21 protein-coding genes are annotated in these 25,164 nt (G+C 40.8%); 15 read left to right on the top strand and 6 right to left on the bottom strand.

Going from position 1 to position 25,164, the window contains the following annotated elements; all coding sequences use genetic code 11:
• Nucleotides 1-86 precede the first annotated feature (86 nt).
• The 13 genes from PR725_RS04450 to PR725_RS04390 all read left to right on the top strand — a co-directional run bounded on the left by PR725_RS04450 (nt 87) and on the right by PR725_RS04390 (nt 15,729).
• The gene (locus tag PR725_RS04450) at nt 87-629 is read left to right on the top strand and encodes a DUF3304 domain-containing protein (protein ID WP_117162410.1); all 543 of its coding nucleotides are present in this window, start codon (nt 87-89) and stop codon (nt 627-629) included.
• Nucleotides 617-3,094 carry a T6SS phospholipase effector Tle1-like catalytic domain-containing protein gene (locus PR725_RS04445; RefSeq protein WP_117162411.1) on the top strand — a complete coding sequence of 826 codons (2,478 nt, stop codon included), beginning with the start codon at nt 617-619 and terminating at the stop codon, nt 3,092-3,094. Before PR725_RS04450 ends, PR725_RS04445 begins: the two co-directional genes overlap by 13 nt.
• A complete protein-coding gene (locus PR725_RS04440; protein ID WP_117162412.1) occupies nt 3,094-3,351 on the top strand; it encodes a PAAR domain-containing protein in 258 nt (85 codons plus the stop codon). Before PR725_RS04445 ends, PR725_RS04440 begins: the two co-directional genes overlap by 1 nt.
• Nucleotides 3,348-4,478, top strand: a complete 1,131-nt coding sequence (locus PR725_RS04435) for a hypothetical protein (RefSeq protein ID WP_272567767.1) — start codon at nt 3,348-3,350, stop codon at nt 4,476-4,478. The genes PR725_RS04440 and PR725_RS04435 overlap by 4 nt, the downstream gene beginning before the upstream one ends.
• Nucleotides 4,465-7,830, top strand: coding sequence for an ImcF-related family protein (locus tag PR725_RS04430; RefSeq protein ID WP_272567765.1), 3,366 nt, complete (start codon nt 4,465-4,467; stop codon nt 7,828-7,830). Before PR725_RS04435 ends, PR725_RS04430 begins: the two co-directional genes overlap by 14 nt.
• A gap of 19 nt (nt 7,831-7,849) precedes the next feature.
• Nucleotides 7,850-9,460: a type VI secretion system protein TssA gene (gene tssA, locus PR725_RS04425; protein ID WP_110732017.1), complete on the top strand. Its 1,611-nt coding sequence runs from the start codon at nt 7,850-7,852 to the stop codon at nt 9,458-9,460.
• 23 nt (nt 9,461-9,483) lie between these two features.
• Nucleotides 9,484-11,235, top strand: a complete 1,752-nt coding sequence (gene tssF, locus PR725_RS04420; RefSeq protein ID WP_110732018.1) for a type VI secretion system baseplate subunit TssF — start codon at nt 9,484-9,486, stop codon at nt 11,233-11,235.
• A complete protein-coding gene (gene tssG, locus PR725_RS04415) occupies nt 11,211-12,302 on the top strand; it encodes a type VI secretion system baseplate subunit TssG (protein ID WP_109911508.1) in 1,092 nt (363 codons plus the stop codon). Before tssF ends, tssG begins: the two co-directional genes overlap by 25 nt.
• Nucleotides 12,303-12,317: 15 nt before the next feature.
• The gene (tssJ, locus tag PR725_RS04410) at nt 12,318-12,857 is read left to right on the top strand and encodes a type VI secretion system lipoprotein TssJ (RefSeq protein ID WP_004912506.1); all 540 of its coding nucleotides are present in this window, start codon (nt 12,318-12,320) and stop codon (nt 12,855-12,857) included.
• 1 nt (nt 12,858) lies between these two features.
• Nucleotides 12,859-13,287: a type VI secretion system baseplate subunit TssE gene (tssE, locus tag PR725_RS04405; protein ID WP_004912512.1), complete on the top strand. Its 429-nt coding sequence runs from the start codon at nt 12,859-12,861 to the stop codon at nt 13,285-13,287.
• Between the two features lie 22 nt (nt 13,288-13,309).
• The gene (locus tag PR725_RS04400; RefSeq protein WP_109911507.1) at nt 13,310-14,653 is read left to right on the top strand and encodes a VasL domain-containing protein; all 1,344 of its coding nucleotides are present in this window, start codon (nt 13,310-13,312) and stop codon (nt 14,651-14,653) included.
• Nucleotides 14,654-14,784: 131 nt separating this feature from the next.
• Nucleotides 14,785-14,997 carry a hypothetical protein gene (locus PR725_RS04395; RefSeq protein WP_181937046.1) on the top strand — a complete coding sequence of 71 codons (213 nt, stop codon included), beginning with the start codon at nt 14,785-14,787 and terminating at the stop codon, nt 14,995-14,997.
• A 324-nt stretch (nt 14,998-15,321) separates the two neighbouring features.
• Complete coding sequence (locus tag PR725_RS04390; RefSeq protein ID WP_004912519.1) at nt 15,322-15,729, top strand: hypothetical protein; 408 nt, start codon at nt 15,322-15,324, stop codon at nt 15,727-15,729.
• Nucleotides 15,730-16,338: 609 nt separating this feature from the next.
• On the opposite strand, the gene PR725_RS04385 is transcribed toward PR725_RS04390, so the two are convergent.
• The gene (locus PR725_RS04385) at nt 16,339-16,500 is read right to left on the bottom strand and encodes an AAA family ATPase (protein ID WP_231136474.1); all 162 of its coding nucleotides are present in this window, start codon (nt 16,498-16,500) and stop codon (nt 16,339-16,341) included.
• A gap of 293 nt (nt 16,501-16,793) precedes the next feature.
• On the opposite strand from PR725_RS04385, the gene PR725_RS04380 reads away from it, so the two are divergent.
• Entirely contained in the window at nt 16,794-18,125 is a 1,332-nt protein-coding gene (locus tag PR725_RS04380; RefSeq protein WP_272567754.1) for a glycosyl hydrolase family 28-related protein, read from the top strand.
• A gap of 14 nt (nt 18,126-18,139) precedes the next feature.
• Here PR725_RS04380 and PR725_RS04375 read toward each other — a convergent pair whose 3' ends face one another.
• The 4 genes from PR725_RS04375 to PR725_RS04360 all read right to left on the bottom strand — a co-directional run bounded on the left by PR725_RS04375 (nt 18,140) and on the right by PR725_RS04360 (nt 22,407).
• Nucleotides 18,140-18,559 (bottom strand): GNAT family N-acetyltransferase, encoded by a 420-nt coding sequence (locus PR725_RS04375; RefSeq protein WP_109911505.1) that lies wholly within the window; start codon nt 18,557-18,559, stop codon nt 18,140-18,142.
• Between the two features lie 95 nt (nt 18,560-18,654).
• Nucleotides 18,655-19,185 (bottom strand): MltR family transcriptional regulator, encoded by a 531-nt coding sequence (locus PR725_RS04370; protein WP_004912528.1) that lies wholly within the window; start codon nt 19,183-19,185, stop codon nt 18,655-18,657.
• Between the two features lie 100 nt (nt 19,186-19,285).
• Nucleotides 19,286-20,446, bottom strand: coding sequence for a mannitol-1-phosphate 5-dehydrogenase (locus PR725_RS04365; RefSeq protein ID WP_272567751.1), 1,161 nt, complete (start codon nt 20,444-20,446; stop codon nt 19,286-19,288).
• 11 nt (nt 20,447-20,457) lie between these two features.
• Nucleotides 20,458-22,407, bottom strand: coding sequence for a PTS mannitol transporter subunit IICBA (locus PR725_RS04360; RefSeq protein WP_272567749.1), 1,950 nt, complete (start codon nt 22,405-22,407; stop codon nt 20,458-20,460).
• 629 nt (nt 22,408-23,036) lie between these two features.
• Here PR725_RS04360 and PR725_RS04355 point away from each other — a divergent pair.
• Nucleotides 23,037-24,272 (top strand): SLC13 family permease, encoded by a 1,236-nt coding sequence (locus PR725_RS04355; protein WP_004912534.1) that lies wholly within the window; start codon nt 23,037-23,039, stop codon nt 24,270-24,272.
• A 52-nt stretch (nt 24,273-24,324) separates the two neighbouring features.
• Here the strand turns inward: PR725_RS04355 and PR725_RS04350 are convergent, their stop codons facing one another.
• Nucleotides 24,325-25,062: a cyclase family protein gene (locus PR725_RS04350; RefSeq protein WP_109911502.1), complete on the bottom strand. Its 738-nt coding sequence runs from the start codon at nt 25,060-25,062 to the stop codon at nt 24,325-24,327.
• Between the last annotated feature and the right edge of the window lie 102 nt (nt 25,063-25,164).

Raw genomic sequence — 25,164 nt, 5'->3', positions numbered from 1 at the left:
AATGAACCACTTTCCTTACATTAAGTGCAATTCCTCGGCTTATAACGCACTATTAATAAATATCTAAAAATGAAGGAGCCTGTCGTATGTCCGAAATAAATCACTTTCGCTCATTTGTCCTACACGGAACGATTCCCACCATTCTCTATACGCTGGTTTTAATACTATCGGGTTGCTCTCTCGCTGATAGCAAAAACCAGCCCATGGCAGCGGGTTTAAGTGGCTTTAACCATACACAAGGCAGCATTACTTCATTTTCGGTGAATGGCTCAAGTGCCAGCGTCGGTGGAGTTCAATGCTGCGTTCTACTCCCCGCAAAATGGGCGCCCGGTCTTCACGCCAGAATAAAATGGGAAAGTTTGGATAAAAGTAAACTGTCGCCAATGCCTAAATTTAGTCAAGTAGAAGCCTATAAGCGGTGGGAGGCTGAACTAGAACGCTACAGTACCCAACATGAAGTCAGTGTGCCGATCCCAGAATATGACAGTAAAACGGCCTGCGGCTTAGATGTACATTTTTTGCCCTGTAACCAAGTTAAAGTGACCACATCTTGTAAAAGCTATGGTTCTGATGATTACCCCATTAACGAACCGGTTGATATGAAGGAGCCTGCCGTATGTCCGAAATAACCAACGCACAACCTGTTTGGGGTCCTCCTGAGTTCCCTTTGGATGGTAGATTAGAGCTTTCACGTAAACAACTAGAGGCTAACTATCTACTGCGCCAAAAAGAACAAATCACTTTTAACATCGAAAATAACCAACGCCATAATGTCAACTTAGGCCCAAGCTGTAGCAAAACCTTGCATATTAGTTTCTTTTTTGATGGCACTAACAATAACAAAAAAAATGACCTTGATATTGCCAGTCCCCCCCATCCTACTAATATTTCAAGACTGTTTGAAGCCACTTACAGCGATGATAAAAAACCTAAAATCAAAATGCGTGAATATTTTAAATATTATATGCCCGGCGTAGGCACTGCATTTCCCGAAATTGGCGAATATAACTATTCCAGTAGTGGTCTAACCTATGCTACGGGGGGAGAAAACCGCATTAATTGGGCCTTATTGATGTTGATCAATACCCTTTACCTTTCCGCGGGCAAAGAACAAATACCTAATGGCACCCTAAAGAAGTCCTTAGAGAAAATGGCGACTACCTGGCCTTTAGATGGCAAGAGTGGCCGAAAACAGGTGATTGCTAATCTGTTAGAGACCGAGAAAATTGACGCATTGTTAAGTCAAAAACCGAAAGCGCTAGCTATTAAATTATATGTTTACGGTTTTTCACGGGGAGCAGCTGAAGCGCGGGCATTTATCCATTGGGTTTCGCAGTTATTTGACTTAGATACCGAGAAAAATGCGTTGTTACCTCAACAAACTCTAGCTAACGTACCATTATCCATCGAGTTTTTAGGCATTTTAGATACAGTACCCTCCGTCGGTATTGTACATTTAGTTCCCGCATTTACGGGACATTTTGATTGGGCAAATGATACTCAACAATTACCCGATGAAAAACGCTACCCTGAGTTTGTACGTTGCTGCCGTCATTTTGTTGCTGCTCATGAGCAACGACTATGTTTTCCACTTGATACGGTACGTCGGCCGCAAGTTAAAGAAGGCTTTAGCAAAGGGCACCGAGCCTACCCACCCCATACACTGGAAGTGGTATACCCAGGAATGCATTCTGACGTGGGTGGTGGTTACCCACAGAATGACCAAGGAAAAGCCCGTGAAGGGGACGATTACCTGCTGTCACAGATTGTTCTGCACGATATGTATGCAGAAGCTTTTAAGGCCGGAGCCCCCCTGTGCACTGCCACTACAGAGGCTCTTCCCCTCCAAATTGATAACACTCCGCAAGTTCCTCCCATGGAGCCTAAAACAGCACAGTTATTTAAAATTAACCCTGTCCTAGTCGCCCGATTTAACGCATGGCGCACTATTACATTAAAGCTAGGTAATACGGGAAATCCCCCAATTGAATATACCGCTGAAAAACTGGGCTCCCATTTAGAACAAATCATTGAAAACCAAATGGCTTGGATGACTGCATGGCGCATTGATCGCTATGCAAAAGGACGCTACCTCGGTTTACCTTTTTACCAAAGTTCAGAAGAGTGGCCAATAGAAAGCGATAGTTCAGTAAAAAATATTAAAGATGAGAAAGCCAAAAACTCAACTGAACAGAAACACAAAATTGATTTACAAAAGAAAGCCAAAGCCATGGGTAAAGAAGGGTTTTCTTCTCCAGTGACTGATGATAGAGGTAATATCATTACACACGAAGTGATAGATGTAGAGACGAACGAAAAACGTTTGGAGCCTGTTGATTTTGGATTTGATAATTTAACTGGTCCACCTCTTTTCGAAAGCAAACGCGATAAAACCCAAATATCAGAAGCAGCTACCGAATTTAAACACGATTATGACGGAAAAATTCGCCAACATACCGGCACATTCGACTTCCCTATTGATACATTATTTAAATACACAATGTATTTACTCAATTCCGATGATGAACGCCTTGAATATGATCGAATGAAAAAGTCAGGGGATAGTATTTATGATAGCGGACACGGTTTCCCTGTTAAAACATCACCTGATTTACTCCTTGTTAGTGCATTATTTGACGACCAAATTCACGATTCTCGTGCTTGGTTTATGCATTTTGAGCTAGGCACTCGTGAGCCGTGGGCTGGATATTTTCGCTATAGAATGATCTATTCTGGTAATGAAACCAATAAATCACTGTCACCCATTGCGCTTGCCGGGCAATTAATTGGGGTTGCTACTCTTGTTGGCGGTGTCATTTATACGGTTAGACAAAAAGATGTCAAAGGTGTACTTGGCGGCGTTAGCGGCACCGTCGGACTACTTTCATTGGAATATGAGGTGGTTGATATAGCTACTGGCTTAAGCATTCCTTTTATTGATAATGCCTCTGAATTATTTCAGCCAACTCAAGATACCAGTGACGTATTTAAAATTACACAAGCTCAAACTGCTTATAACTATTCACGAGGGATCATTGATGTCCTTAGTCAATCCGTTGAACCTAATAAACTATTAAAGGTAGGGTCATTGTAATGAAAAACATTATTCGTGTTGGTGATACATTAAAGCCTTATGGCGGAAGCGTGCTATCAGGTAAATACCTTGCCTTTGGTAAACCCGTTGCCTGTGTTGGCGATAGCGCGGTATGCAACCGTCATGGGCACACCACTATCGTAGAAGGAACATCAGGCTCATCCATGAATGGCAATCCCGTCGCATTAGACGGTCATCGCTGTGCATGCGGTTGCACGCTGGTCAGCTCCCTTGCAATGATGAACATTAAACCATGAGAATGCCCCCTTACTACCCTGCCCCCCCCAATGTCCCTCCGATCAATTGGAAACGGTGGGGACAAGGTATCCTTATTATCATTTCTTTATTCTTACTCATCACTAATATTTTTTGGCCTGAAGGCACACCAAATAAAACCACACTTTTTTGGTTTACTGGTTTAATTTTACCTGCTCTTGTTTATCTACTGATATTTTCTATTTATTACTTTATTTACCAAATACGCACCTATCATAAAAATATTCACCTTGAATCAATTGAAAAAGATGAAAGTATGTGGTGGGAATATCAATCAAAATACTTACCTATTATAGATACTATCATTATTGGTTGCTTGGGTAGCAATCAAATGACTTGGCAGATGTTAATCCATAATAGAATAGACCCTCCGCCTCCAGAAATTAATGGTGAAAAACAAATTATTCGATGCCCCATTTTAATAGGTCATCAAAAAAACAAAGATGAAATGCTCGCCAAACTATTATTTAATGAATTTAAGTTTAAACACATGAACTCAAATTTAAATATTAAGCGTATTTACTGGCTCGGAACCGAATCAACGCTAGCGATTTTCTTGAATTTATTTAATGGGCTATATAGTAATACTCCTATCGATAGGAATATCATCCATTCCATTGATGACCTCGATGATATTATAGACAATCATTATGAGCATTATGGTGATAACGAACAGCTAATCATTGCTGGAACAAATCTGTTTGATAAATCAGAGCATGTGATTCAATCCGAAAGCGGTTTTCTTTGGTTAATTGGAAATATGGGAAATTACGCTATTCATCGCTGTGAAACCATTGATGCTCATCATGAAGATATTACTAATCTAACAACCCACTTGAAGCGATATGCAAACTTAACAACGGCTCCTAACCTGACCATTTCCATGGATAGTGAGAGTGCCATTGCATTCGCTTCTACCGATTGGAACTGTATCGATAATGTTCTTTTTTCATACTACGGTGGAGTCACTCGGTCTTCTCCTTTTCTAGCTATTTCTCAATCAACAATCCATTGCATACAGAATAATGTCGACTCTTGTGGATGGACGTCGAACATCATTGACAATAGACACCTTGCTGGAGTTATTTCCCGTCATGAGCAAAGATAAAATAAGCCCCAAAACCCCAATAAGTGCATTAATTATTGGCTATTTGCTTGCAATCACTGTAATCGTGATTTTAGCTGGCACTTTTTATTCCTTATCCGGAAATGACTATTTTGCGACCCAATATTCTGATAAATCCATTTTTCTATATTCAATTATTTCTTGGTTCATTCTACTATTAATTGCCCCTGTCTATTTGTTCTTCATTCGCCGAATATCGCTTTCATCAATAGCGCCATTTTTGCATAAATATAAATGGTTAAAAAAAGCCAATGATAATAATACGTCGAATGAAATGTTGCAGACTCTAATACAAGTATATGGTCGATTTGGTTTACATAAAATTTCTGTTATTTATCTCCTCGGCTCCCATTCCGCCGTCGAAAAACTGGCCCCTAGCCTGACTCAAGAAATCTGGCAAGAGTGTGATGGCACCCTACTCATCTACGGTGGCGATATTGGCAGCTCCATCGACTCAGAGCGACTAGAGACCCTCAAACACCTACGCCGACGTCGTCCGCTCGATGGTGTGATTTGGGTGACAGAAAACAGCATTTCTTCCCAGCTTTTAGACAACAGCGTCACTTTCACTAACCTCAATACCGCAACAGCCCATAACGCAGGGCGTGCAATCCAAAACCTCTTCCAAGCATTAGGTTGGCGTGCACCAGTTTGGGTATGGAGTGTCAGTGACCAACAATCCCTCAGTGCGGTTGAAACGCCCTCTATCCTCTGCATGATAGAGCAAAATATGCCAGCCGAGGCGTTATCACCTAGCTTGTTAAGCCTGATCCCCGCACTTGTGATCAACGGAACCCAAGCATTACTTCGCGAACAGAAACACACCTATCTACTCGCCTTAGCCCAATTTCTACAAAACGGGGGCAGCCAGCAGCTTGCGACCGCATTAGCGCCACTCAATACCCAATTACGTACGCTGCCTTTTTCCGGCATCGCATTTAGCCCTTCTATCAATCCGTTAAATCAGCAACGTTTACCCAATAGTTGGCACCCCGATACGCGCTGGCAAAGCTGGTTAAATGTGCAATCTGAACTGGCATCCGGTTTACAGCCTGCCTCTTTAGGCTTTGACAAAAAACGTCTCGTTCAATATGGTGCTGCTACCGCCATGACCTTGTGGGGTGCAGGCATGATTGTCTCTTATTTCGCCAATCGCCAGCTTATCGAAGAGAGCTACCAAAGCGCGAGCGTCGCCGCTAACAGCCAATTGCCGGAAACTGAACGCCTCAAAGCTCAGTATGATTTTCAGCAAACTCTTGGGCTGTTAACTCATCGGGAACAGAACTCAGTGCCTTTTTGGCTGCATTTTGGCTTGAATAGCAATGAGCCGCTATTAGCGCATTTATGGCCGTTGTATCAGCAGACGGTACTCCCTCCTCTGCGAGATAATATCCGTCAACAACTTGAGCAACGATTGCAAGCCTATACACAATTATCGCCAAACAGTGATGAGCGTCGCCAAGCGACACAACGTGCATATCAAGATTTAAAAACTTATCTCATGATGAGTACCCCTGAACGCATGGATCCGGCGTTTTTTACTGATAGCGTGCTCACGACCCTCCCCGTCCCACAAGGAATGAACGAAGGTGAATGGCAAACCCTCGGCAAAGAGTTGCTCATGTTCTACGCGCAGCAGCTACCAAAGCACCCTGGCTGGCAATTATCGGCTAACAATAACCTGATTAATCAAAGCCGTACCTTACTCATTCGACAAATCGGCCAACGCAGCGAAAGTGCTTCGTTATACCAAAAAGTGCTTTTGCAGGCACAGAACCAATTTCCGGATATGACCCTCAATGACATGACAAACGATACTGATGTTAGCTTTTTATTGACGACAGAAGAGTTTGTACCGGGCATTTTTACCCGCAAAGCGTGGGAAGAGTCCATTCAACCCGCCATCAAAAAAGTGGTTGAATCCCGTCGCAATGAAATTGACTGGGTATTGAGCGACAACCAGCATGAACTTAGCCAAGAGATTTCGCCTGACGTACTTAAACAGCAACTCACCGAGCGTTATTTTGCCGATTTTTCAAGTAGCTGGTTAAATTTTTTAAACAGCCTGCAATGGCGACAGACCGACAGCCTGTCCGATACTATTGACCAGCTCACATTAATGAGCGATGTTCGCCAGTCCCCGGTCATTGCCCTGATGAATACCCTCGCCTACCAAGGGAAAACCGGACGTCAGGCAGAAAAACTGGCCGACTCGTTTGTTAATTCGGCAAAAGAGCTGCTCAACAAAGAACAAAAACCGGTGATTAACCAAAAAGCCGATTTTACGGGGCCATTGGAAGAGACGTTTGGTCCTATCCTAAACTTTGTTGATCCTCAAGCCACCTCACAAACCGGTGATAATCTGAGTTTACAAGCGTATTTAACCCGTATTACTCGTGTGCGCTTAAAACTTCAGCAAGTGGTGAATGCCCCCGACCCACAAGCCATGTCCCAAGCCTTCGCACAAAGTATTCTAGAAGGTAAAAGTGTCGATTTTGCCGAAACGCGGGATATGGGGAGCTTGATTGCCGCCAGTTTTGGGCAAGAGTGGCAACCTTTTGGCGATGCACTGTTGGTGGAGCCCATGACTCAGGCATGGCAACAGCTACTCACACCTACCGCTCAAGGGATCAATAGCGAATGGCAAAATGCGATTGTCAATGAATGGAATAATGCCTTTGGTGGTCGCTATCCCTTGAAAGATACGCAAAGCGATATTTCTTTGCCTCTGATGGCACAATATCTTCGCCCTGATAGTGGACGTATTCAGCGTTTCTTAGAAACACGCTTGCAAGGTGTCTTACGCAAAGAAGGCAACCATTGGGTACCCAATAGCACGAATGCTCAAGGCTTACGCTTTAACCCTGAGTTTATTCAGGCGATGAATACCTTGAGTGAGCTAGGCGATGTTGCGTTCGCAAACGGAGAAGCTCGCCTATACTTCGAAATGCGCCCAGGCACCAGTAAACAAGTGATGCAAACGATACTGGTGATCGATAAGCAAAACCTCACCTACGATAACCAATTCCCTCAATGGCAACGGTTTGTATGGCCTGCCGATACCGTCGCGTCAGGCGCCTCATTGTCTTGGATGACGACCTCCACCGGTACCCGACTCTATGGCGATCATCCTGGTGTCTGGGGGTTAATCCGTTTACTCGAGATAGCCAATGTCGCGCCTTATGCAGGAAGCACCAGTAGCTATACCGTGTCATGGACCACGCCAGCTGGCAATACACTCAATTACCAACTGCGTACTGAAATGGGCCAAGGCCCACTGGCGCTATTAAAACTACGTAACTTTGTGCTACCTGAAAAAATCTTCTTGGATTAGCCTCGATAGGACATCACCTATGCCTTTATTAACTGCCTTACGCACAGCCTGTTTTACCGGAAATCCGCTTGTCGCTAATCAATTAGTGGAACAACAAGTCGTGTTATGGGAACGCTGGTTATTGCCAATCACAGCTGAAAATCCGGTTGGGGAAGACCCTGGCTATGACGATGACTTCGAACGCATGAAAGAAGAAGTCAACAAGCTATCAGGCTCAGATACACAATTAATCTGTACACTTGCCGAAAATCTCTTAACTCATGTCTGTAAAGACGCACGCGTGATCACTTACTACGTTTGGGCACGCTTGCATCAAGAAGGTGAAACGGGCCTAGCCGATGGATTAGGATTACTGGCAGGGTTACTCCACCGTTACCATGATGACTTGCTACCAAATCGCCCAAATAGCCGAAAGTCGGCCATTGAATGGTTGGCGGGTCAACGGGTTATCGACAGTTTATCCCTTTATCCTGAAGTGGATAGTAACGAATTCGCACGTATCGTGGCGTTACTTAGTTCGATTGTGGATGAATTTAGTACATGGGATGAAGCAAACCGTCCTAATCTTGCACCACTACTACGCGCATTAGAAAATCGACTTGCACAATCTGGTGGTGCGAATAGTGTTGTTCCACAAAATATTAAATCAACAGAAAATATCTCAACGAAACAGATATCATCGGGTATCAGCGCTATCACGCCTATTCAGTCTGGTCGAGAATTACTTGATCAAGCCAAAGTACTCGCCAATTATCTGCGTAATCAACCGAACGGCTGGCTGTCGGGTCACCGGCTGATGAAATCTGTCCGTTGGGATACCCTGCACCAATCGCCACCACAAAATCAGCAAGGTTGTACTCGATTAGCCCCACCACGCTCAGATGCCAAAGCGCAGCTAAAACGTTTATATCTGCAACAAAATTGGCTCGAACTCACCGAGCAAGCTGATCGATTGTTTGCAGAAGGCGTTAACCATTTTTGGTTAGATGTGCAGTGGTATTTGCATCAGGCATTGAGTAAATCCCCTGCGCCGTGGGACGGCTGGGCAGAGGTGATTGCTTCTGATTTAAAGCAGTTCTTACTTCGCTTGCCGGGTTTAGAAAATCTCGCTTGGGAAGATGGCACACCTTTCGCTGATGAAGTCACATTAGCGTGGATTAAACAGCATATTCTAGAAGAGAATATTCAGTCTCTCCATCACATGCCTGTTCGTGGCACAAGTGACGATGATAACGACTCAATATTTTCGTTAGAACAAGAAGCGTTAACTCAAGCTGACACTGAAGGCGTTGAAGCCGCATTAGCCTGGTTAATGTCACGTCCGAATATCCAAACACCCCGTCAAAAATGGTTGCTGCAATTAGTGATGGCAAGAGTGGCCGAACAATTTGCTCGTTATGATTTGGCACTGAATTTACTTCGTGAATTAGACCACAGTGCTGAGCAGATGCGTCTCGCTGATTGGGAACCACACTCGTTATTTGAAGTTAAAGCCCGCCAATTGCAACTGTTGCGAGGGAAAACGCAGCGTAATACGCCTGACAAAGCTGAACTGCATCATCAGATGTCTGAGTTACTGGCTCAACTAACACGATTAGATCCTGTGCGAGCCTTAGTACTCTACCCCTAAATTAATCAATGAGAACCACACAAATGGATGATTTAACCCTTCGCTATTATGATGCGGAGATGCGATATCTGCGTGAAGCAGCTAAAGAATTCGCTCAAGCTCACCCCGATCGTGCGGCGTTATTAGATTTAGACAAAGTGGGCATTCCTGACCCTTTTGTTGAACGACTTTTTGAAGGTTTTGCCTTCTCCATGGGGCAATTGCGCCAAAAAATTGATGATGATTTACCTGAGTTAACAGAAGGGTTAGTTAGCCTACTTTGGCCTCATTATCTACAAACCATTCCATCGCTTTCTGTCGTTGAACTCGCGCCAGATATTCACGATATGAAACTCTCATCGGTGATCCCTGCTAACTTTGAAGTGCTTTCGCGCCCGATTGGTCCCAAAAAGACCGTCTGCCGCTATCGCACAACGCGAGACTTAACGCTCAATCCCATTGTGCTATCAACCGTTAATTTAACCACAGAGCCTGATGGCCGTTCCGTAATTCGTTTGCAGTTCGATTGTGCGAAGCTCGCTGACTGGAAACAAACCGCACTTAATGCACTCTCCTTTTATCTCTCTGGTGACGTTCCAACGACCTATGCACTCCATTTAGCGCTGACTAAGCAAGTTGCAGCCACCTATATTCGCCTGCCATCGTCCCCTGATCGTATTCGTTTACCCCTTTGGTTTTCCCCGGGGGGCTTTGCTGAAGAAGACCAACTGTGGCCTAAAAGTGATAGCACTTTCAGCGGCTACCAGCTATTACTGGAGTATTTTTCTTTCCGTGAAAAATTTTTTTTCGTCAACTTAAACGGGCTCGGTGAAATTCAATTACCTGAAGGATTGAGTCATTTTGAACTCGAAATTGTGCTTGATACGCTATGGGATAGCGACATTCCATTAAGTACGGATAACCTAAAACTGCACAGCGTTCCGGTGATCAACTTATTCAATATTGAAGCTGACCCACTCACCGTTAACGGGTTAGAAAGTGAATATTTACTGCGTCCCCGTCGCCTACAAGATGGGCACACCGAAATTTATGCTGTCGATACGGTTCATGGCACAAGACGAGATGAACACATTCACTATGTTCCATTCAGCAGCTTCCGCCACAGAGGCGGCATGTTGCGCCGCAATGCGCCAGAACACTACTACCACACTCGTGTTAAGCGCGGTGTCAGTGGGTTACATGATACATGGCTGATTTTAGGGGGAGAACGCGAACAACCGACCGCTACCCTTGAAAGTGAAACCTTATCTTTACAATTAACCGGCACTAACGGACAACTTCCACGCAAAGCGCTGCAAAGTACATTGCTCGACAGAACCGAAGAAACGCTACAAACCCAATTGCAGGTTCGTAATTTATGTAAGCCAACCCTGCCGTGCTATCCCCCTGCAGAAGATCGGTTCCATTGGCGTGTCCTCAGTCACCTTGGCGCTAGCTTCCTCAATATGATGGATAACGTAGAAGTATTACGTGGCACATTGGCACTCTATGACTGGCGAGATGATGATCTAAACAGCCGCAAACTCGATGCCATGATCCACGTTGAACAGCATCTTATTGAGCGCTTCGAAAAAGGCTTTTTACAGCGTGGTATTGCCATCGATATCACCCTTGATAGCAACGGATTTAACGGTGAAGGTGATATTCATCTCTTTGGTGAAATGCTCAATCGCTTTTTCGCGCTTTATACCGACGTGCATCTATTTAACCAATTAACTCTCCATATTGTACCAAAAGGAAATAGCCTCACATGGACAGAGAATCATCCTCAGTAAATCAGCTTTTTGATGCACTAGGGGAGCGTCTACCACTGGTTAACTTCTATCGGTTTTGCCAACTGCTAGAACAGAGTAATAAACAGCGCCCGCCACTCGGTAGCACCCAAGACCCGAAAACAGATGTTATCCGGTTTCGTCCCCATCGTGGGATGGGTTTTCCTGTCACCGAAATTAAAGGTATCGACATTGAAGACCGCTACCGAGATAGCAACACACCCAGTATTCGAACGACATTTTTAGGGTTATATGGTGTCACTTCCCCGCTACCGACAACCTACCTTGATGACATTGCACAACGACGTGAGGGAACCGAGTCTCTTACCGATTTTTTAGATATTTTTAACCACCGACTGACGACGCAGTTTTATCGTATTTGGCGAAAATACTCTTACCCTGCAACATTTTTAGCGGGAGGTGAAGACGAAACTTCCCAGTATTTATATGGGTTAATTGGCTTAGGTATACCTGGCACGGCGCAACATATACAAGCTCCGTTATCCCGATTTCTCGCATTACTGGGTACGCTACGTTTTCCAACTCGTACCGCCGAAGGGGTTATATCATTAGTTAAATTACTCGCGCCTGATACCCAAGTTAACATCAAGCCTCATGACCCAAGACGCATTGAGCAAACCACTCAAACAGGGTTATCCTGCAGAACACCGATGACCTTAACCAACAAGCCTGTTTTAGGTCAGTATTCTACCGATATAAACAGCCAAATTTTGATTACCTTACAGACAGATAACTTTAATGAAGCCCGCAATTGGTTGCCTGACGGACAACTGTATCAAGATTTAATGGCGCTGTTGCATGTTTACCTAGGGTCAAGAGTCAATGCCCGTCTTTGTCTCAAATTACCCAGAAAGTTGCTCCCTAACGCAACGTTAAGCACGCAATCTCGCCAAGGTGTTCAACTGGGACGTACCGCCGCGATGGGCACATTGGCGCCTAATGCCCCTCACCGAGAACACATTATTACCTTAAATTTGGGGCGCTATCAGCGGTTATCGGCAACATCACACTCTACGCCGCCCTCACATTATGCTAATTATCGATTCTAATTCTGGGACTCACCTATGAAACAACTCCCTTTATTGTCATTTTGCGGCAAGACATTGGTGCTTCTGACAGCATTAAACCTCACTGGATGCGGACTTACTCAAATGGTCAGCGATGGCACTCGCAGTGCAGCAAACGCGATATTTTATAAGCAAGTGAAAGTCGTCCATCTTGATTTCGTGGCACGCGAAGCACTCAATACTGACGATACTGGCGCTTCGCTATCAACGATTATCCGTGTTTATCAACTAAAAAACTTTGAAAGCTTTGTTGAAAGCGACTATGCCACCCTTTTCGCTAAAGATAGCCAAGTACTCAAATCCTCATTAGTCACACAAAAAGACCTGCGAATTCGCCCTGGCGAATCAATTTCTCTTGATATGCCCCTTGAGGACGGTGCTGAATTTGTTGCCGTTGCCGTAATGTTCCATCACCCTGACCTTATCACCGACGACTGGCGCGTGGTGATTCCCAAAAAGCGGTTATTACCCGATGATCCACGCTTACTCACCCTCGCGGATAACACCATGACCTTGAAACCACTTGGAGAAAAATAGCATGTCCCAGCCTTCATTATATGAAATGTTGACGGGGTATTTTGCGGGAGGATTAGATATTGATGCTATCCCAGAACATGACCAAGTGATGGTATCCGTGATGGACAATATTCGCCGCATTCTCAACGCCAGAGCGGGTAGCATCGAACATCTTCCCGACTACGGACTCCCCGATATGAGTAAAATGATCCAAGGTCTCCCCGGTACCGCTCACAATATGATGACCATTTTATCAGCAACGTTACTCAAGTATGAGCCCCGTATCAAATCACTCTCTTTAGTGTTATTACCGCAAAATAGCTTTGGGGCACTCCATTACGCCCTTGAGGTTGAATTACATGAGCAAGGGTTAATCCGTTATGGCACTGAGTTTATGCCGGATGGACGCATTCTCGTCCACCATCTGAAAAAACAATTCGATACGATTTAACCGACGATAGCGTGAGAAGACTATGACCCCAGATTTAAACACATTACGCCTTGGTGGCGACCCTCGCACCCTGACTGATTTCTCTGCCCTTAAAGACGAGTTAAACAAACGCTTCCACCCTGCCCGCCCTGATGTTGACTGGGCTCGAGCTCATGGGCTATGTTTGTCCTTATTCAACCAAAATGGCGCTGATTTACAAACTTGCGCATGGTTTACCCTGATCCGCCAGCATCAAAATGGCATTGCGGGATTAAACGAAGGCTTATCTTTACTCCAACATTTACTGAGCCGCCACTGGCAAGGATTATGGCCACAACAGACCCATGCCCGGGTTGAGATCCTCGCAACGCTGAGCCAACAACTCATGACAGGGTTACGCGCCCATGCACCTGTTTATGCAGACCTGCCAGCACTGTATCAAACTGAAGCGACGCTCAACCAAATTGGACAGTTGCTGCAAACATTAGAGCTCAAACACCTCACTCAGCTGGAACGACTGCAAAACTTGCTCACCACTCAAGCCAAGCAGCTCGAAAATACCGATGTTCCCGATAGTGGTTTTATTCCACCAACGCCGCTGCAATTGCCGAAAACCTCACCATCATCATTTCATGCCCGTGCCGCAGCAACGCCAATTTCCATCAAGGCCAATGCCACTATCAGTACACCGACACCGACCAAGCCTTCTTACCGCAAAGGCATTTGTGTGGGTCTGGCTTTCGGTATTGTGCTCACAGGCGCGCTGTGTGCAGGAACTTTATATGTGTTACACCCGCAAATCAATAACCACGTTTTAGCGCAAGCGCTACCCCAGTTACCTGACTTTACGCCGAATATTGCCTCAATTCTTGAGCAACAATTACAACCTAATGCCGCGCAACCGAATAGTTTTTCTCCTGAAAAACTCAAGGTAATCGATAACTACCTCGTAGAATTAGAGTCCGTCTCCCCAATTTGGTCTCAACAGTATGGATTAAGCATGGTGAGTTACCTCACGAAGCAATATGGTGAACGGCAAGAAGTCAGTGCGTTAAACGATAAATGGCAGCAAAATATGCAAATCAATGCGTCATCTCGCGATAAACTCCAACAGTGGTCTGAAGGAATGTCAGAGTTAAATAATCTCAGTACGCGCTTAGACAGTCTCGATGGTAAACCTCGCAGCTATATCACTGGGTCTGAATTAAAAACGATTATTTTTAATGCACGTCAACATTTTAATCAAGGGTTGCCACTCGAAGAAGAACTACGCCAACTAGAACAATTACAAGCGCAAGGCACTGTACCTGAATCAGAATATCAACGTATTGATACTCACTTTAAACAACTATTGAACCGATATGCATTGATTCAGCAAAATAAATAATTCCCTATCACTCGATAAATTGCTCATCGATATTGCCATCATTCTCGCCTTATTTTTCATAAATAAATGTATTTGAGTATAAGTGGGAATATCAAATCAATCATCGGCATGCTCAATTTGAAGAAAATACAATGAGTCAGGATGAACAAGGCGAAAATATCCAGCACCATTTTTGTCAATTTGATGTGAAAAAACGGATTTCTTGGGAATGTACGACTGAACATCAATCACGGAACGCCAAAGCCCACCTTTATGTCCCTGCAACCAAAGTGGTTCCTGTTATTTTTTTACCTAGCATTATGGGGTCTAACTTAAAACATAAAGATACGGGCGATTCTGTCTGACGACAACCGTTCTACTGAGATGAATGGCGATAAGCGCAAATATACGTTACTCAAATCTAGCAATAAATGGAAAAGTACGCCATCAATGGATTATGAGGGCGGGCACGATGACGGTACAGTGCCTAAATATTCTATAAATTTAGATAGAAAAGAAATGTTTAAAGAAACTTTAGAATTCATTATTAAGACAAATATAACAAATGATTGAAATCTGGAATAGGATTTTACAACCCTTTAATGTTCGTCAAAATGCTTATTAATCGGTTAATTAACACAGTGCTAACTTACTTTCTGCTATTACGCTATGTATACTAGTTATCATCGATGAATGAATCAAAAATGAGTTACCTTCTATTTATTAGTGCATTATTCTCATTCATTATATTAAATTGTGCATATGCAACTAAAACCATTGGTTGCTATTATTTACACTATTCCGAGAAAAAATCAAATAATGATGTTAATACACTTATTAATCTAAAATTTAAATTTAACAATGAGGCTAAGTTAACTATTTCATCCTGGCAAGAATTATATTCTTGCCAGGGGAATTATACATTAAAAGAAATAGCCACAGGATTTAATGCATCTATTATTGATGAACAGGATTGTAAAATCCCCCCGCCTCAATTCGTTATAAGCAAAAATGCTAATAGATATTTAATTAAAAATGAGTCACTTTTAATTAATGATCCCTCCTCCTACCAACTGATTGAGTGCCATTCTGAGTGATTGAAATGACTTGGCCGCTTGAATGTTATTTTATTTTTTATACGAGAATTGATTAATTATTTTTACTTCCAAGAAGGTCTAGTAATTTCTAGCGGAATCTAAGTACTCATGTATATAGTATTTTTTATGGGCAAATTTATTTAGCCGATACCAGAAGAAAAGAGATGAAGCAAAAACAGCCTTTAGAGAGCATAAACCAACTGATAGATGTACAAATAAAGTTATTGCTAAAATTATTTATACTGTAAGAGCCGGACAGGCCACTGAACCCTATTTATTCTAAATGTTTTTTTATCGTACCAATACATTGTTTGGAATTATCTATAATGATGACTTTAGAAGAAAATAAAGGATTTTGTGCAAAGAAATCATCAAGCTGCTTATCAAATTGCTTTGCAAAGCGTAGTAACTCAACTGTATTGAAAAATGTCTCTTTGGGCCCTATCGTTGTAAATTTAGATGCAAGGTATCGTTTTACGATTCTAAAGGCACATATATGGTAAGGTACATTTAAGCGAATAATTAACGTACAGTCATGAAAAAAGGGAGTTAAACGCCTATCGTAAGCACCTTCAATAATCCATTCTTTTTTAGATGTTATCTCTAAGACTAATGCGTTAATAATAGGTTGAGGATTTTGATATATTCTGCCTGAGTTTTATTCCAATAAATTTCATCATAGCCATATACAGGCGTATTAAATTCATCGGCTAGCTTGGCAGATAATGTTGTTTTTCCTGCCCCGGACGTCCCTATAATACAAATTTTCATATTTTACCTTCATTTATTAATAATCAAACTGCGAATGATAGATTTACATAATAACCATGCCGATGAACCAAAAATTAAAAATATTATTCATAACAATACATTGAAAATGATTTCAACATAAATATCAATGCATTAAAAACAATGTAGATCACGCTAATTTTAATTTACATTGCTGAATTATTGATAAAAAAATATACTTATACCCCTTATGACTAGTTTTATAGCTAAGTACCAGATAATTATAAGTGACACTATTCATATCCCCACAATAAAACCGTCGATAGGATATATACATGATAAATCAAAGCCCCACATGCAATGACACACCGGATGGCTATATCAATGCACAAGATGCAGGTATATTACCAAATACAGATAAAGATTTAAGTCAGGCGATATTAAGTTTACTTAAAGAAAGTAACACCTCTCATAAAGGTATTTATTTCCCTGCCGGTACTTACTTATTTGCTAGCGATGTATTATTAACATCTTATAATTCCTTATTGGGTTCGATAGAAGGCACAATTTTTCGTTGTTTAAATCCCAAAGGACAATCGGTTATGTTCGGTGATAGTACCTACAGAACAAAAGTGTCAAATATAAACATAGAGAACATAATCTTTGACAATATTCGAATACATTTTTATGGACACAAATCTGCAATTCGTATTAGCCATAATGTATTTATTAACACAATAACCGAATACAGCACAGCGCAACTGACCTGTTCTAGTCATTTCTATACAATAAATGGTAATGTTTTTATGCGTGGGCGTAACTATGCAGGAGTTGGTCTTAGTACTTATGGTAATAGTTCCGGTTTATTAATTGAACAAAATTTTTTAGGTTCGGTCGATGAGATTAACTTAGCAACACCATGGCTTGATAAAAAAACACAGATACTGCTCACCACACTTTTAAGTTTAAGAGATAAAAAATTAATATCTTTTGATGATGCCCAAGGTGAATTTGTTTCCGGTTGGTATTCGACGAGTAATCTCAAAAAAAGGATATTTCGTAAAAACTTTATTTCAGGTAGTGACCAAATCTTTCTCTACAATCCTAAAACAGATAAAGATGATATACAACGTGATCATGGTATTTATATTAAACAGTATGAACAAGTTGAAGTTATTCAAAATTATTTCTCTGGCTGGCCAAAAGATGATAAGCCATCCGGTCAATTAAAGTTTCGTAATGCAAAAGGACTCGTATTTGCTGGTAACTATCTTAATCACATTTCTTTTAATGCACGCCCCTATGACAATGTCGATGACAAATGGCTAATTATGCAAGACACCTTCATTTTTAATAATTATTTATCTGACGCTTTAATTAGCTATTGGCAAAATTTTGTAGATACTGAAGATAAATCTATTAATATTAAAAATTATCTAGTTTTCTCTAATCGCTTTATCAATAGGACTAAGAGCAAACTATTAGTTACTTCACCAGAAAAATCATTCTCATCTAATCAGTTCTTTTGTTCAGAGAATATTTTCGTTGAAACAAACGAGTTAGTACCGACAAGTGGTGTCATTGCTGAAATAACAATTGATAAATTAAAGGCTCGCCTACCTCATTATGCAGCACAATATTTATCGACTAAACCGATCATGCCATAATTTATAGGTACTTTTTATATATCACGTTTAGTTAAATAATGTCGTTGCATGCCTGTCTCCGGGAAGTCAGGTAATGACATTTGTTTCACATATCCTAATTTTTCATAAAATGGTAAGGCTTGAAAACTAAATGTGTCAACTAAGCTATGAATACAACCTAATTTTATTGCTTCCCGTTCAGCGGTATACATCAATTCACGCCCTAATCCATCATTTCTGGCACTTTCACTAACCCATAAATAATCAATACATAACCAATTTGCCTTAACTGAGGCAAGTAAACCACCAAGCATCACACCATCATCATTTTTAAAATAAATTCCTAATGAACCAAATCGGTCGGCATTTAAAAACTGAGTATTAAAACTACGCAACCCTGCAAGTAACTCTTCTTTATCTTCGGTGGTTATTTCATGTGCAATAATAATATTCATTCGATACTCTGCTGATTCTCGGCTAATAACGTATTATTTCAAACATATTTACCTCGATAAGTAAACAGTAAAATAGAGATGATAGGATAACCGATTTAAAATACATCCGTTTCGATAATTTGGGTAATTAAGGCTGTTACAGACAATATCAATGAAGATTTGATCATTTGCTGAAAACGGTGTTTTTGCAATTCAATTAATTGATTATCAATAAGATCTTCCGGCTGATTAAATCTCATCATTTCTGGTAATGGTTCCATACAATGAAGCATTTTAATACTGCCTAAAATTTCATCATCCGTAAAATTTATATTTATTTTTTCTGCAGATAATGACTCATTCAAAGCAAGAAATAATTCTATATCTTCATAGGTTTCACGAGAAATAGCCCCTAACGCAAATAAGAGTTTCAAACGAACCGATAACTCCCCTAATGGGCCATTTCCAGTTAAAAGAGGCTCAACTGCATATTTTACTGCATAGTCATCCTTTCTGAAAACTTTTAACATTAATTTATCAATAGCTTGTGAAATTAAAATAACGACATCTTGAACAAATAAGTGCACCTCTGGTCGTTGATTCAACCGCTCAAGAATTTGATTTTCAATGTTTTGTTTATTTTCCATATTAGCTTCTTTTATCACTTTATGGCTATATTACTTGCTTTCACATAGTAGGTAGCCATAAAGTGATTGAACCTCAATAATTAACCCATTATCCGTAATATTACTTTTTACTCAACATCATTAACTGGTATTGAGTACAAATTTTATCAATTACCTCTGGATATTGCTCTATTCCACAAAGTTGAATGACCGTTTGGGTAAGTCCTTTGTCTGCAATTAACTTTGCCATTTCATTTGCTTGGGGATCAGTTTCACACCTAAAATGCAATGCAGCTGCAATACCTATGATCAGATTTTCATGTGATAATTGATATTCAAATGTACCTAATAACGGCTTAATTAGGCGATCATTTGAACTTAATTTTCGCATAGGTTGTCGTCCTACTCGGCTAACATCATCTTTTAAATATGAGTTCGCAAAGCGGCTCAGTATTTTATCTATGTATTGATTATGTATTTTCGAATCAAAGCCATAACGTTGAATTAATACTTGCCCGCTTTCTTTCATTGCCGATTTAACAATAGTGTGGATCCTCAAATCGCCAATCGCTTCACTAATTGTTTGGTATCCATATAATTGTCCCAGATAAGCTGTTATTGCATGGCCTGTATTTAACGTAAATAGCTTACGTTCAACAAATGCCATTAGATTATCCGTTAATTCCATTCCTTCGATAATAGGAATATCACCAACAAATTGTGTCTGGTCAACAATCCACTCACTAAAGGATTCGACGGTAACATCAAGCGGGTCATCATTCGCTGCCTCCATCGGAGGAACAATACGGTCAACTGCGGAGTCTACAAAACCAATATGCTGCTCAACCCATTGATGTAACTCTTCAGGCAATTGAGCCAATACATGTTGCTTTAATTGGCTAGTTCCTCTCACCATATTTTCACATGCAATAATATTGAGTGGCTGGTTATTTCCCAACGATTTTCTATGAATAATGCCTTTAGCTATCGTTGAGGCAATTTTTTCAAGCACTTGAGGCCCGACTGCTGTTGTAAGCATATCTGCCGTTGCAATAAACTCTATCGTTTTAGGGTCATTACTATTAACAGCGTGAATGTGTTGGACTTTCTCAATACGATTTTCCTGACCAACAACATGAACATTATAAGATTGTTGATGTGCTAGTTGGTCAATTAATGGCTGATTGACATCCGTAAAAGTGACTTGTGAATTTGCGTCTGCTAATAATTTACCAATAAAACCGCGGCCTATATTTCCTGCACCAAAATGAATGACTTTCATTATTATTCTCCTTATGCTGCACTTTGAGACGCTAAAATTTCGAGTACTTCCTGAACATCTTGGGTTTCACATAAACGCTCAATGACCCCATCTTCATCTAAAGCGGAAGTAATTCGTGTAATAACTTCAATGTGCTCATTATTTTGTGCTGCAATACCAATCACTAAGCGAGCAATTTCATCGGGTTCTTCACCAAATTGTACGCCTTTAGGATATTGGCAAATAACAATGCCAGTTTTTAATACGCGGTCTTTGGCTTCTATTGTTCCGTGAGGTACCGCAATAGACTCTCCAAGATATGTTGGTGTTAGTTTTTCACGAGCTAGCATAGCCTCTATATATTCAGGCTCAACATACCCGCCTTCAACTAGCTTCTGCCCTACAAAGCGGATAGCTTGGGTTTTATTTTCTGCCGCCAGATTTAAATGAATGTGCTTCGCACTTAAAGTAAACAAAGCCTCTTCATGTTCGGTTATGTCATATGACTCATCATTAGCCGCAACAATAGTTTGTTTAATTAAATGCCCATCATTAGCTGCCTTAGGATTTTTTTTAGCTATTAAATTCGTGACTAAATCATTATACGTTTGACTATCTAAGAAGTTTGTTAAAGAAATATGGATTGCATTTGGCGCAAATGATTTCGCTCTTTGCGTTAAATCCCTATGAGTGATAACAATATCAACATTTTCTGGTAAATCGTTGATTGCCATATTAGTGACGGTGATGTCTAGCAAGCCAGCATCACGTACTTTTTTGGCTAATACCCCCGCTCCCATTGCACTTGAGCCCATGCCTGCATCGCAAGCGACAATAATATTGTGCACTTGAGCTAAATTGATAGAAGCATCTTTATTGATTGAATTTACTGATGATGACTTTGATTGCGTTTTCATATTACGCATTTTTTTCGTCGCACTCTCGAGTTCATCATCATCACCAATTCGTGTTCGTTTTAATAAAAGAGCTGAAACGATGAAAGAAACAACTGTAGCACTTGCGACCGATAAAATAACGCCGATAAGTGATGATTTAGGCGTCATCAGTAGAACTGCAAATATTGAGCCCGGGGATGCAGGAGAGACTAACCCAGCATGAAAAAGGTTCATCACAAATACCCCTGTCATTCCACCCAGAATAACAGCAAGAATTAACCGAGGATTCATTAAGACGTAAGGAAAATAAATTTCATGGATGCCACCAAAAAAGTGAATAATTGCGGCTCCTGGCGCAGACTGCTTAGCATTACCTTTGCCAAAAAACATATACGCGAGTAAAACACCTAAACCGGGTCCAGGGTTGGCTTCAATTAAGAAAAAGATGGATGCACCTGTTTCTGATGCTTGCTGAATACCTAGTGGTGAAAAAATACCGTGATTGATAGCATTATTAAGAAATAAGATTTTGGCAGGTTCAACAAAAATAGACGTGAGTGGAAGTAAATTATTCTCCACCATCACATATACACCGGCTGCTAATATCTTGGATAGCCCTGCAACAAGAGGCCCAATCGCTAAATAAGCCAAAATGGCTAATAACATACCGATAATGCCAGATGAAAAATTATTCACTAACATTTCAAAACCCGTTTTAATTTTGCCTTCTATCCACAAATCAAAACGTTTTATTGCATATCCGCCTAATGGGCCAGCAATCATTGCCCCCATAAACATTGGCATGTCGGCACCAACAATTACACCCATTGTTGTTATTGCGCCAACTATTCCACCCCGCTCTCCACCGACTAAACGGCCACCGGTATAACCGATTAATAGTGGTAGTAAATAGGTGATCATAGGGCCTACAAGTTGAGCTAATGTCTCATTAGGCCACCAGCCAGTTGGGATAAATAACGCAGTAATTAATCCCCAAGCGATAAAAGCACCGATATTAGGCATAACCATATTACTGAGGAAACGCCCAAAATTCTGTACCTTTAATTTGATATTTGATGTTACCATGACAGAACCCCGTGGTACGAGAATGATAAAGTAGTAACGTTATCGCCAAATAACGTCCGTGATTTTTTCAACACTTTCACTCTAGCATGAGCTTTATCAGATTCGCACCACGTGGGCCTTTATGTGATCAAAGTCACCATTACCCCCCTGTCCACCCTATATTTATATTGATGAAGCTCACAAAAAGCTCGTGTCACTAAATTACATTGATCTTTTTTTGCACTAAAAAACCATTTTTTGTGACTTAAATCACAAATTAAAAAACGTTATTTATCTTTAAATAGTGACTTTTGTCACAATTAATTTTCAGTTTCTCTTTTTTAATCCTATGAGCTGCTATCAAATTCTCAACTGACCAAATACTTTTTTAATTTTGTAATAAAATTACCAAATGTATTTTCTTTGTTTTTCTTTTTATGCTGCAACAAATCAGATTATCGTTTCTTATGGTCAATGCTTGTTATCGCTATTTGTAAACTTCATTCTTAATTACATTATTGTTATCTTTTAGCGACAATCTTAAATGGAGCTAACTGCAACATGTTATTATCAATACATTATTTAGCCTTGCTTCGCTGAGTGTTCATCGATAAATTACCTCTAATTTTCTTAATTAAAATGTGAATATCATGACGTTAACCGTTATTGTTTTTCTTTTAGTTTATATTGCAATGGGCTTTGGTAAGCTACCAGGCTTCAAAGTTGATAGAACGGGCGCTGCTGTTATTGGCGCCCTCGCTATGATGGCTATCGGCAGTATTACACCGCCTCATGCGTGGAATGCTATCGATTACCGAACGATTGGTATGTTATTTGGGCTTATGGTCGTTTCTGCTTCTTTTGTTGTGTCTGGTTTTTATAGTTGGACCGCAAACCGAGTGGCAATGCTAAAAGTTTCTCCCCCTACATTACTCGCGGTTTTAATTCTTGTCGGTGGCTTTCTTTCTGCATTTCTCACTAACGATGTTGTTGTTGTCGCCATGACACCATTATTAGTATCAATTAGTTTATCTCGCGGTTTAAACCCAATTCCATTTTTACTTGGTTTTTGTTTCGCGGCGAATAATGGCGCGGCCGGCTCATTAATTGGTAGCCCACAAAATATGATCGCAGCCCAAGGGCTCGATATCTCGTTTGTAGGCTTATTACAGGCATCAGCAATACCAGCCCTACTTTCTTTACCATTAACATGGTTGGTACTCGTTTGGTTATATCGTAATCGTTGGTATTTGGCTAAAGAAAATACGCTAGCAGCTTCCCCACAAAAAACCCAAGAAACATTAAATGTATGGGAGACAGCAAAAGCTGGTGTTATTACTTTCGCAGTCATCATTGCCTTTATTGTGACTGATATTCCTAAAGAACTTATAGCATTGACTGCTGCTGGTTTTTTATTATTAAACCGGTCCATTGCCTCGAGTGATATGCTTAAACTCGTCGACGGTAATCTTCTATTACTCATCATGGGGTTATTTGTTGTTAACGCTGCTTTTGCCGCCACAGGCCTTCCTCAGCAATTATTAACGGATTTACGAAGCTACGGTGTGGATCTCAATAATCCATTAGCCCTATTTTTAGTGACCGGTGTTCTAAGCACTATCGTTGGAAATAATCCCTCCGTTATGTTACTCGTCCCATTCTTAACACCTGATGGTAATGCCGATTCATTAGGCGCAGCTCTTGTATTGGGTTCAGGCTTTTCAAGTAATTTACTGGTCTTCGGTAGCCTTGCTGGAATTATTGTCGTTGAACAATCAGCGGCATATGGTGTAAAAATCTCTTTCGGTGAATTTTCTAAATCTGGAGGAGTTGTCGCGCTATTGTGTATGCTATTAGCCGCTGCATGGATTATAATTGCTTTATAGCCGTTTTAACCAATCTGCTATTACATTAGCAGATTGGTTATAATTATATTTCCTATGGAAGTATTGCAAAAGAACGCACAGGAAAACCACTGGCATTATTTGGTTTAGCGACAATATTAAAAATCACGGCACCACGTGTGGGCACTTGGTCTAAATTAGCGAGTAATTCAACTTGGTATGTATCTTGCTCTAATACATAATACTCACCGAGTAATGCATTATTTTTTCGAAAATCTTTTGCTGCATCAGTATCAAATGTTTCATGTCCAATAGCTTTTATTCCACGTTCTTCAAATAAAAATTTAAGAGCGTCCATTCCCCAACCCGGTATTTGGTTATTGCCCTCATCATCTTTATTATCCATAAGCTCTTGTGATGGCCAACGTTTACTCCAATCGGTACGTAATGCAACAAAACTCCCGGATTCAATTTGGCCATTTTGTGCTTCAAAATTGAGAATATCATTACGAGAAAATGCAAAATTAGGATCTTCTTTTGCTCTTTCTGATTGGTCTATAACAATCAATGGCAAAACAAGTTCCTTTAATTCGAGTTCATGTAAATAACGCATTCCTTCGACAAAATGACAAGGAGCATCAATATGAGTGCCATATTGGCCTGGAAATGTAAATTGCTGTGCAAAAAAACCCTCTGGATAACCAAATAATGTTTTAAACTCAGCAGAATCAAACATAAAAAAATGCGGTGAATCTTTATCGAAGCTATGTGTCAAATCAACCCATCTTTTAGATTTTATTACATTAAATGCATCAATTAATTCGTTACTCATACTTTCCCCTGGCAGTTTTATTTTTTACATAAACTTATCTATATTCTATTTTTATAATTCAGCTCTTAATCTATTAAATAACGAAAAAACATCAGATTGTCT

Source organism: Providencia sp. PROV255, from assembly GCF_028478065.1.
GTDB classification, from domain to species: Bacteria; Pseudomonadota; Gammaproteobacteria; order Enterobacterales; family Enterobacteriaceae; genus Providencia; species Providencia rettgeri.
Note: the sequence above shows the minus strand (reverse complement) of the source record. Positions and strands in the feature narration are given on the sequence as shown.

Excerpts from the sequence above, each read along its gene's own strand:
- PR725_RS04450 (WP_117162410.1), top strand. The coding sequence starts at position 87 with ATGTCCGAAATAAATCACTTTCGCTCATTTGTCCTACACGGAACGATT.
- PR725_RS04445 (WP_117162411.1), top strand. The coding sequence starts at position 617 with ATGTCCGAAATAACCAACGCACAACCTGTTTGGGGTCCTCCTGAGTTC.
- PR725_RS04440 (WP_117162412.1), top strand. The coding sequence starts at position 3,094 with ATGAAAAACATTATTCGTGTTGGTGATACATTAAAGCCTTATGGCGGA.
- PR725_RS04435 (WP_272567767.1), top strand. The coding sequence starts at position 3,348 with ATGAGAATGCCCCCTTACTACCCTGCCCCCCCCAATGTCCCTCCGATC.
- PR725_RS04430 (WP_272567765.1), top strand. The coding sequence starts at position 4,465 with ATGAGCAAAGATAAAATAAGCCCCAAAACCCCAATAAGTGCATTAATT.
- tssA (WP_110732017.1), top strand. The coding sequence starts at position 7,850 with ATGCCTTTATTAACTGCCTTACGCACAGCCTGTTTTACCGGAAATCCG.
- tssF (WP_110732018.1), top strand. The coding sequence starts at position 9,484 with ATGGATGATTTAACCCTTCGCTATTATGATGCGGAGATGCGATATCTG.
- tssG (WP_109911508.1), top strand. The coding sequence starts at position 11,211 with ATGGACAGAGAATCATCCTCAGTAAATCAGCTTTTTGATGCACTAGGG.
- tssJ (WP_004912506.1), top strand. The coding sequence starts at position 12,318 with ATGAAACAACTCCCTTTATTGTCATTTTGCGGCAAGACATTGGTGCTT.
- tssE (WP_004912512.1), top strand. The coding sequence starts at position 12,859 with ATGTCCCAGCCTTCATTATATGAAATGTTGACGGGGTATTTTGCGGGA.
- PR725_RS04400 (WP_109911507.1), top strand. The coding sequence starts at position 13,310 with ATGACCCCAGATTTAAACACATTACGCCTTGGTGGCGACCCTCGCACC.
- PR725_RS04395 (WP_181937046.1), top strand. The coding sequence starts at position 14,785 with ATGAGTCAGGATGAACAAGGCGAAAATATCCAGCACCATTTTTGTCAA.
- PR725_RS04390 (WP_004912519.1), top strand. The coding sequence starts at position 15,322 with ATGAATGAATCAAAAATGAGTTACCTTCTATTTATTAGTGCATTATTC.
- PR725_RS04385 (WP_231136474.1), bottom strand. The coding sequence starts at position 16,500 with ATGAAAATTTGTATTATAGGGACGTCCGGGGCAGGAAAAACAACATTA.
- PR725_RS04380 (WP_272567754.1), top strand. The coding sequence starts at position 16,794 with ATGATAAATCAAAGCCCCACATGCAATGACACACCGGATGGCTATATC.
- PR725_RS04375 (WP_109911505.1), bottom strand. The coding sequence starts at position 18,559 with ATGAATATTATTATTGCACATGAAATAACCACCGAAGATAAAGAAGAG.
- PR725_RS04370 (WP_004912528.1), bottom strand. The coding sequence starts at position 19,185 with ATGGAAAATAAACAAAACATTGAAAATCAAATTCTTGAGCGGTTGAAT.
- PR725_RS04365 (WP_272567751.1), bottom strand. The coding sequence starts at position 20,446 with ATGAAAGTCATTCATTTTGGTGCAGGAAATATAGGCCGCGGTTTTATT.
- PR725_RS04360 (WP_272567749.1), bottom strand. The coding sequence starts at position 22,407 with ATGGTAACATCAAATATCAAATTAAAGGTACAGAATTTTGGGCGTTTC.
- PR725_RS04355 (WP_004912534.1), top strand. The coding sequence starts at position 23,037 with ATGACGTTAACCGTTATTGTTTTTCTTTTAGTTTATATTGCAATGGGC.
- PR725_RS04350 (WP_109911502.1), bottom strand. The coding sequence starts at position 25,062 with ATGAGTAACGAATTAATTGATGCATTTAATGTAATAAAATCTAAAAGA.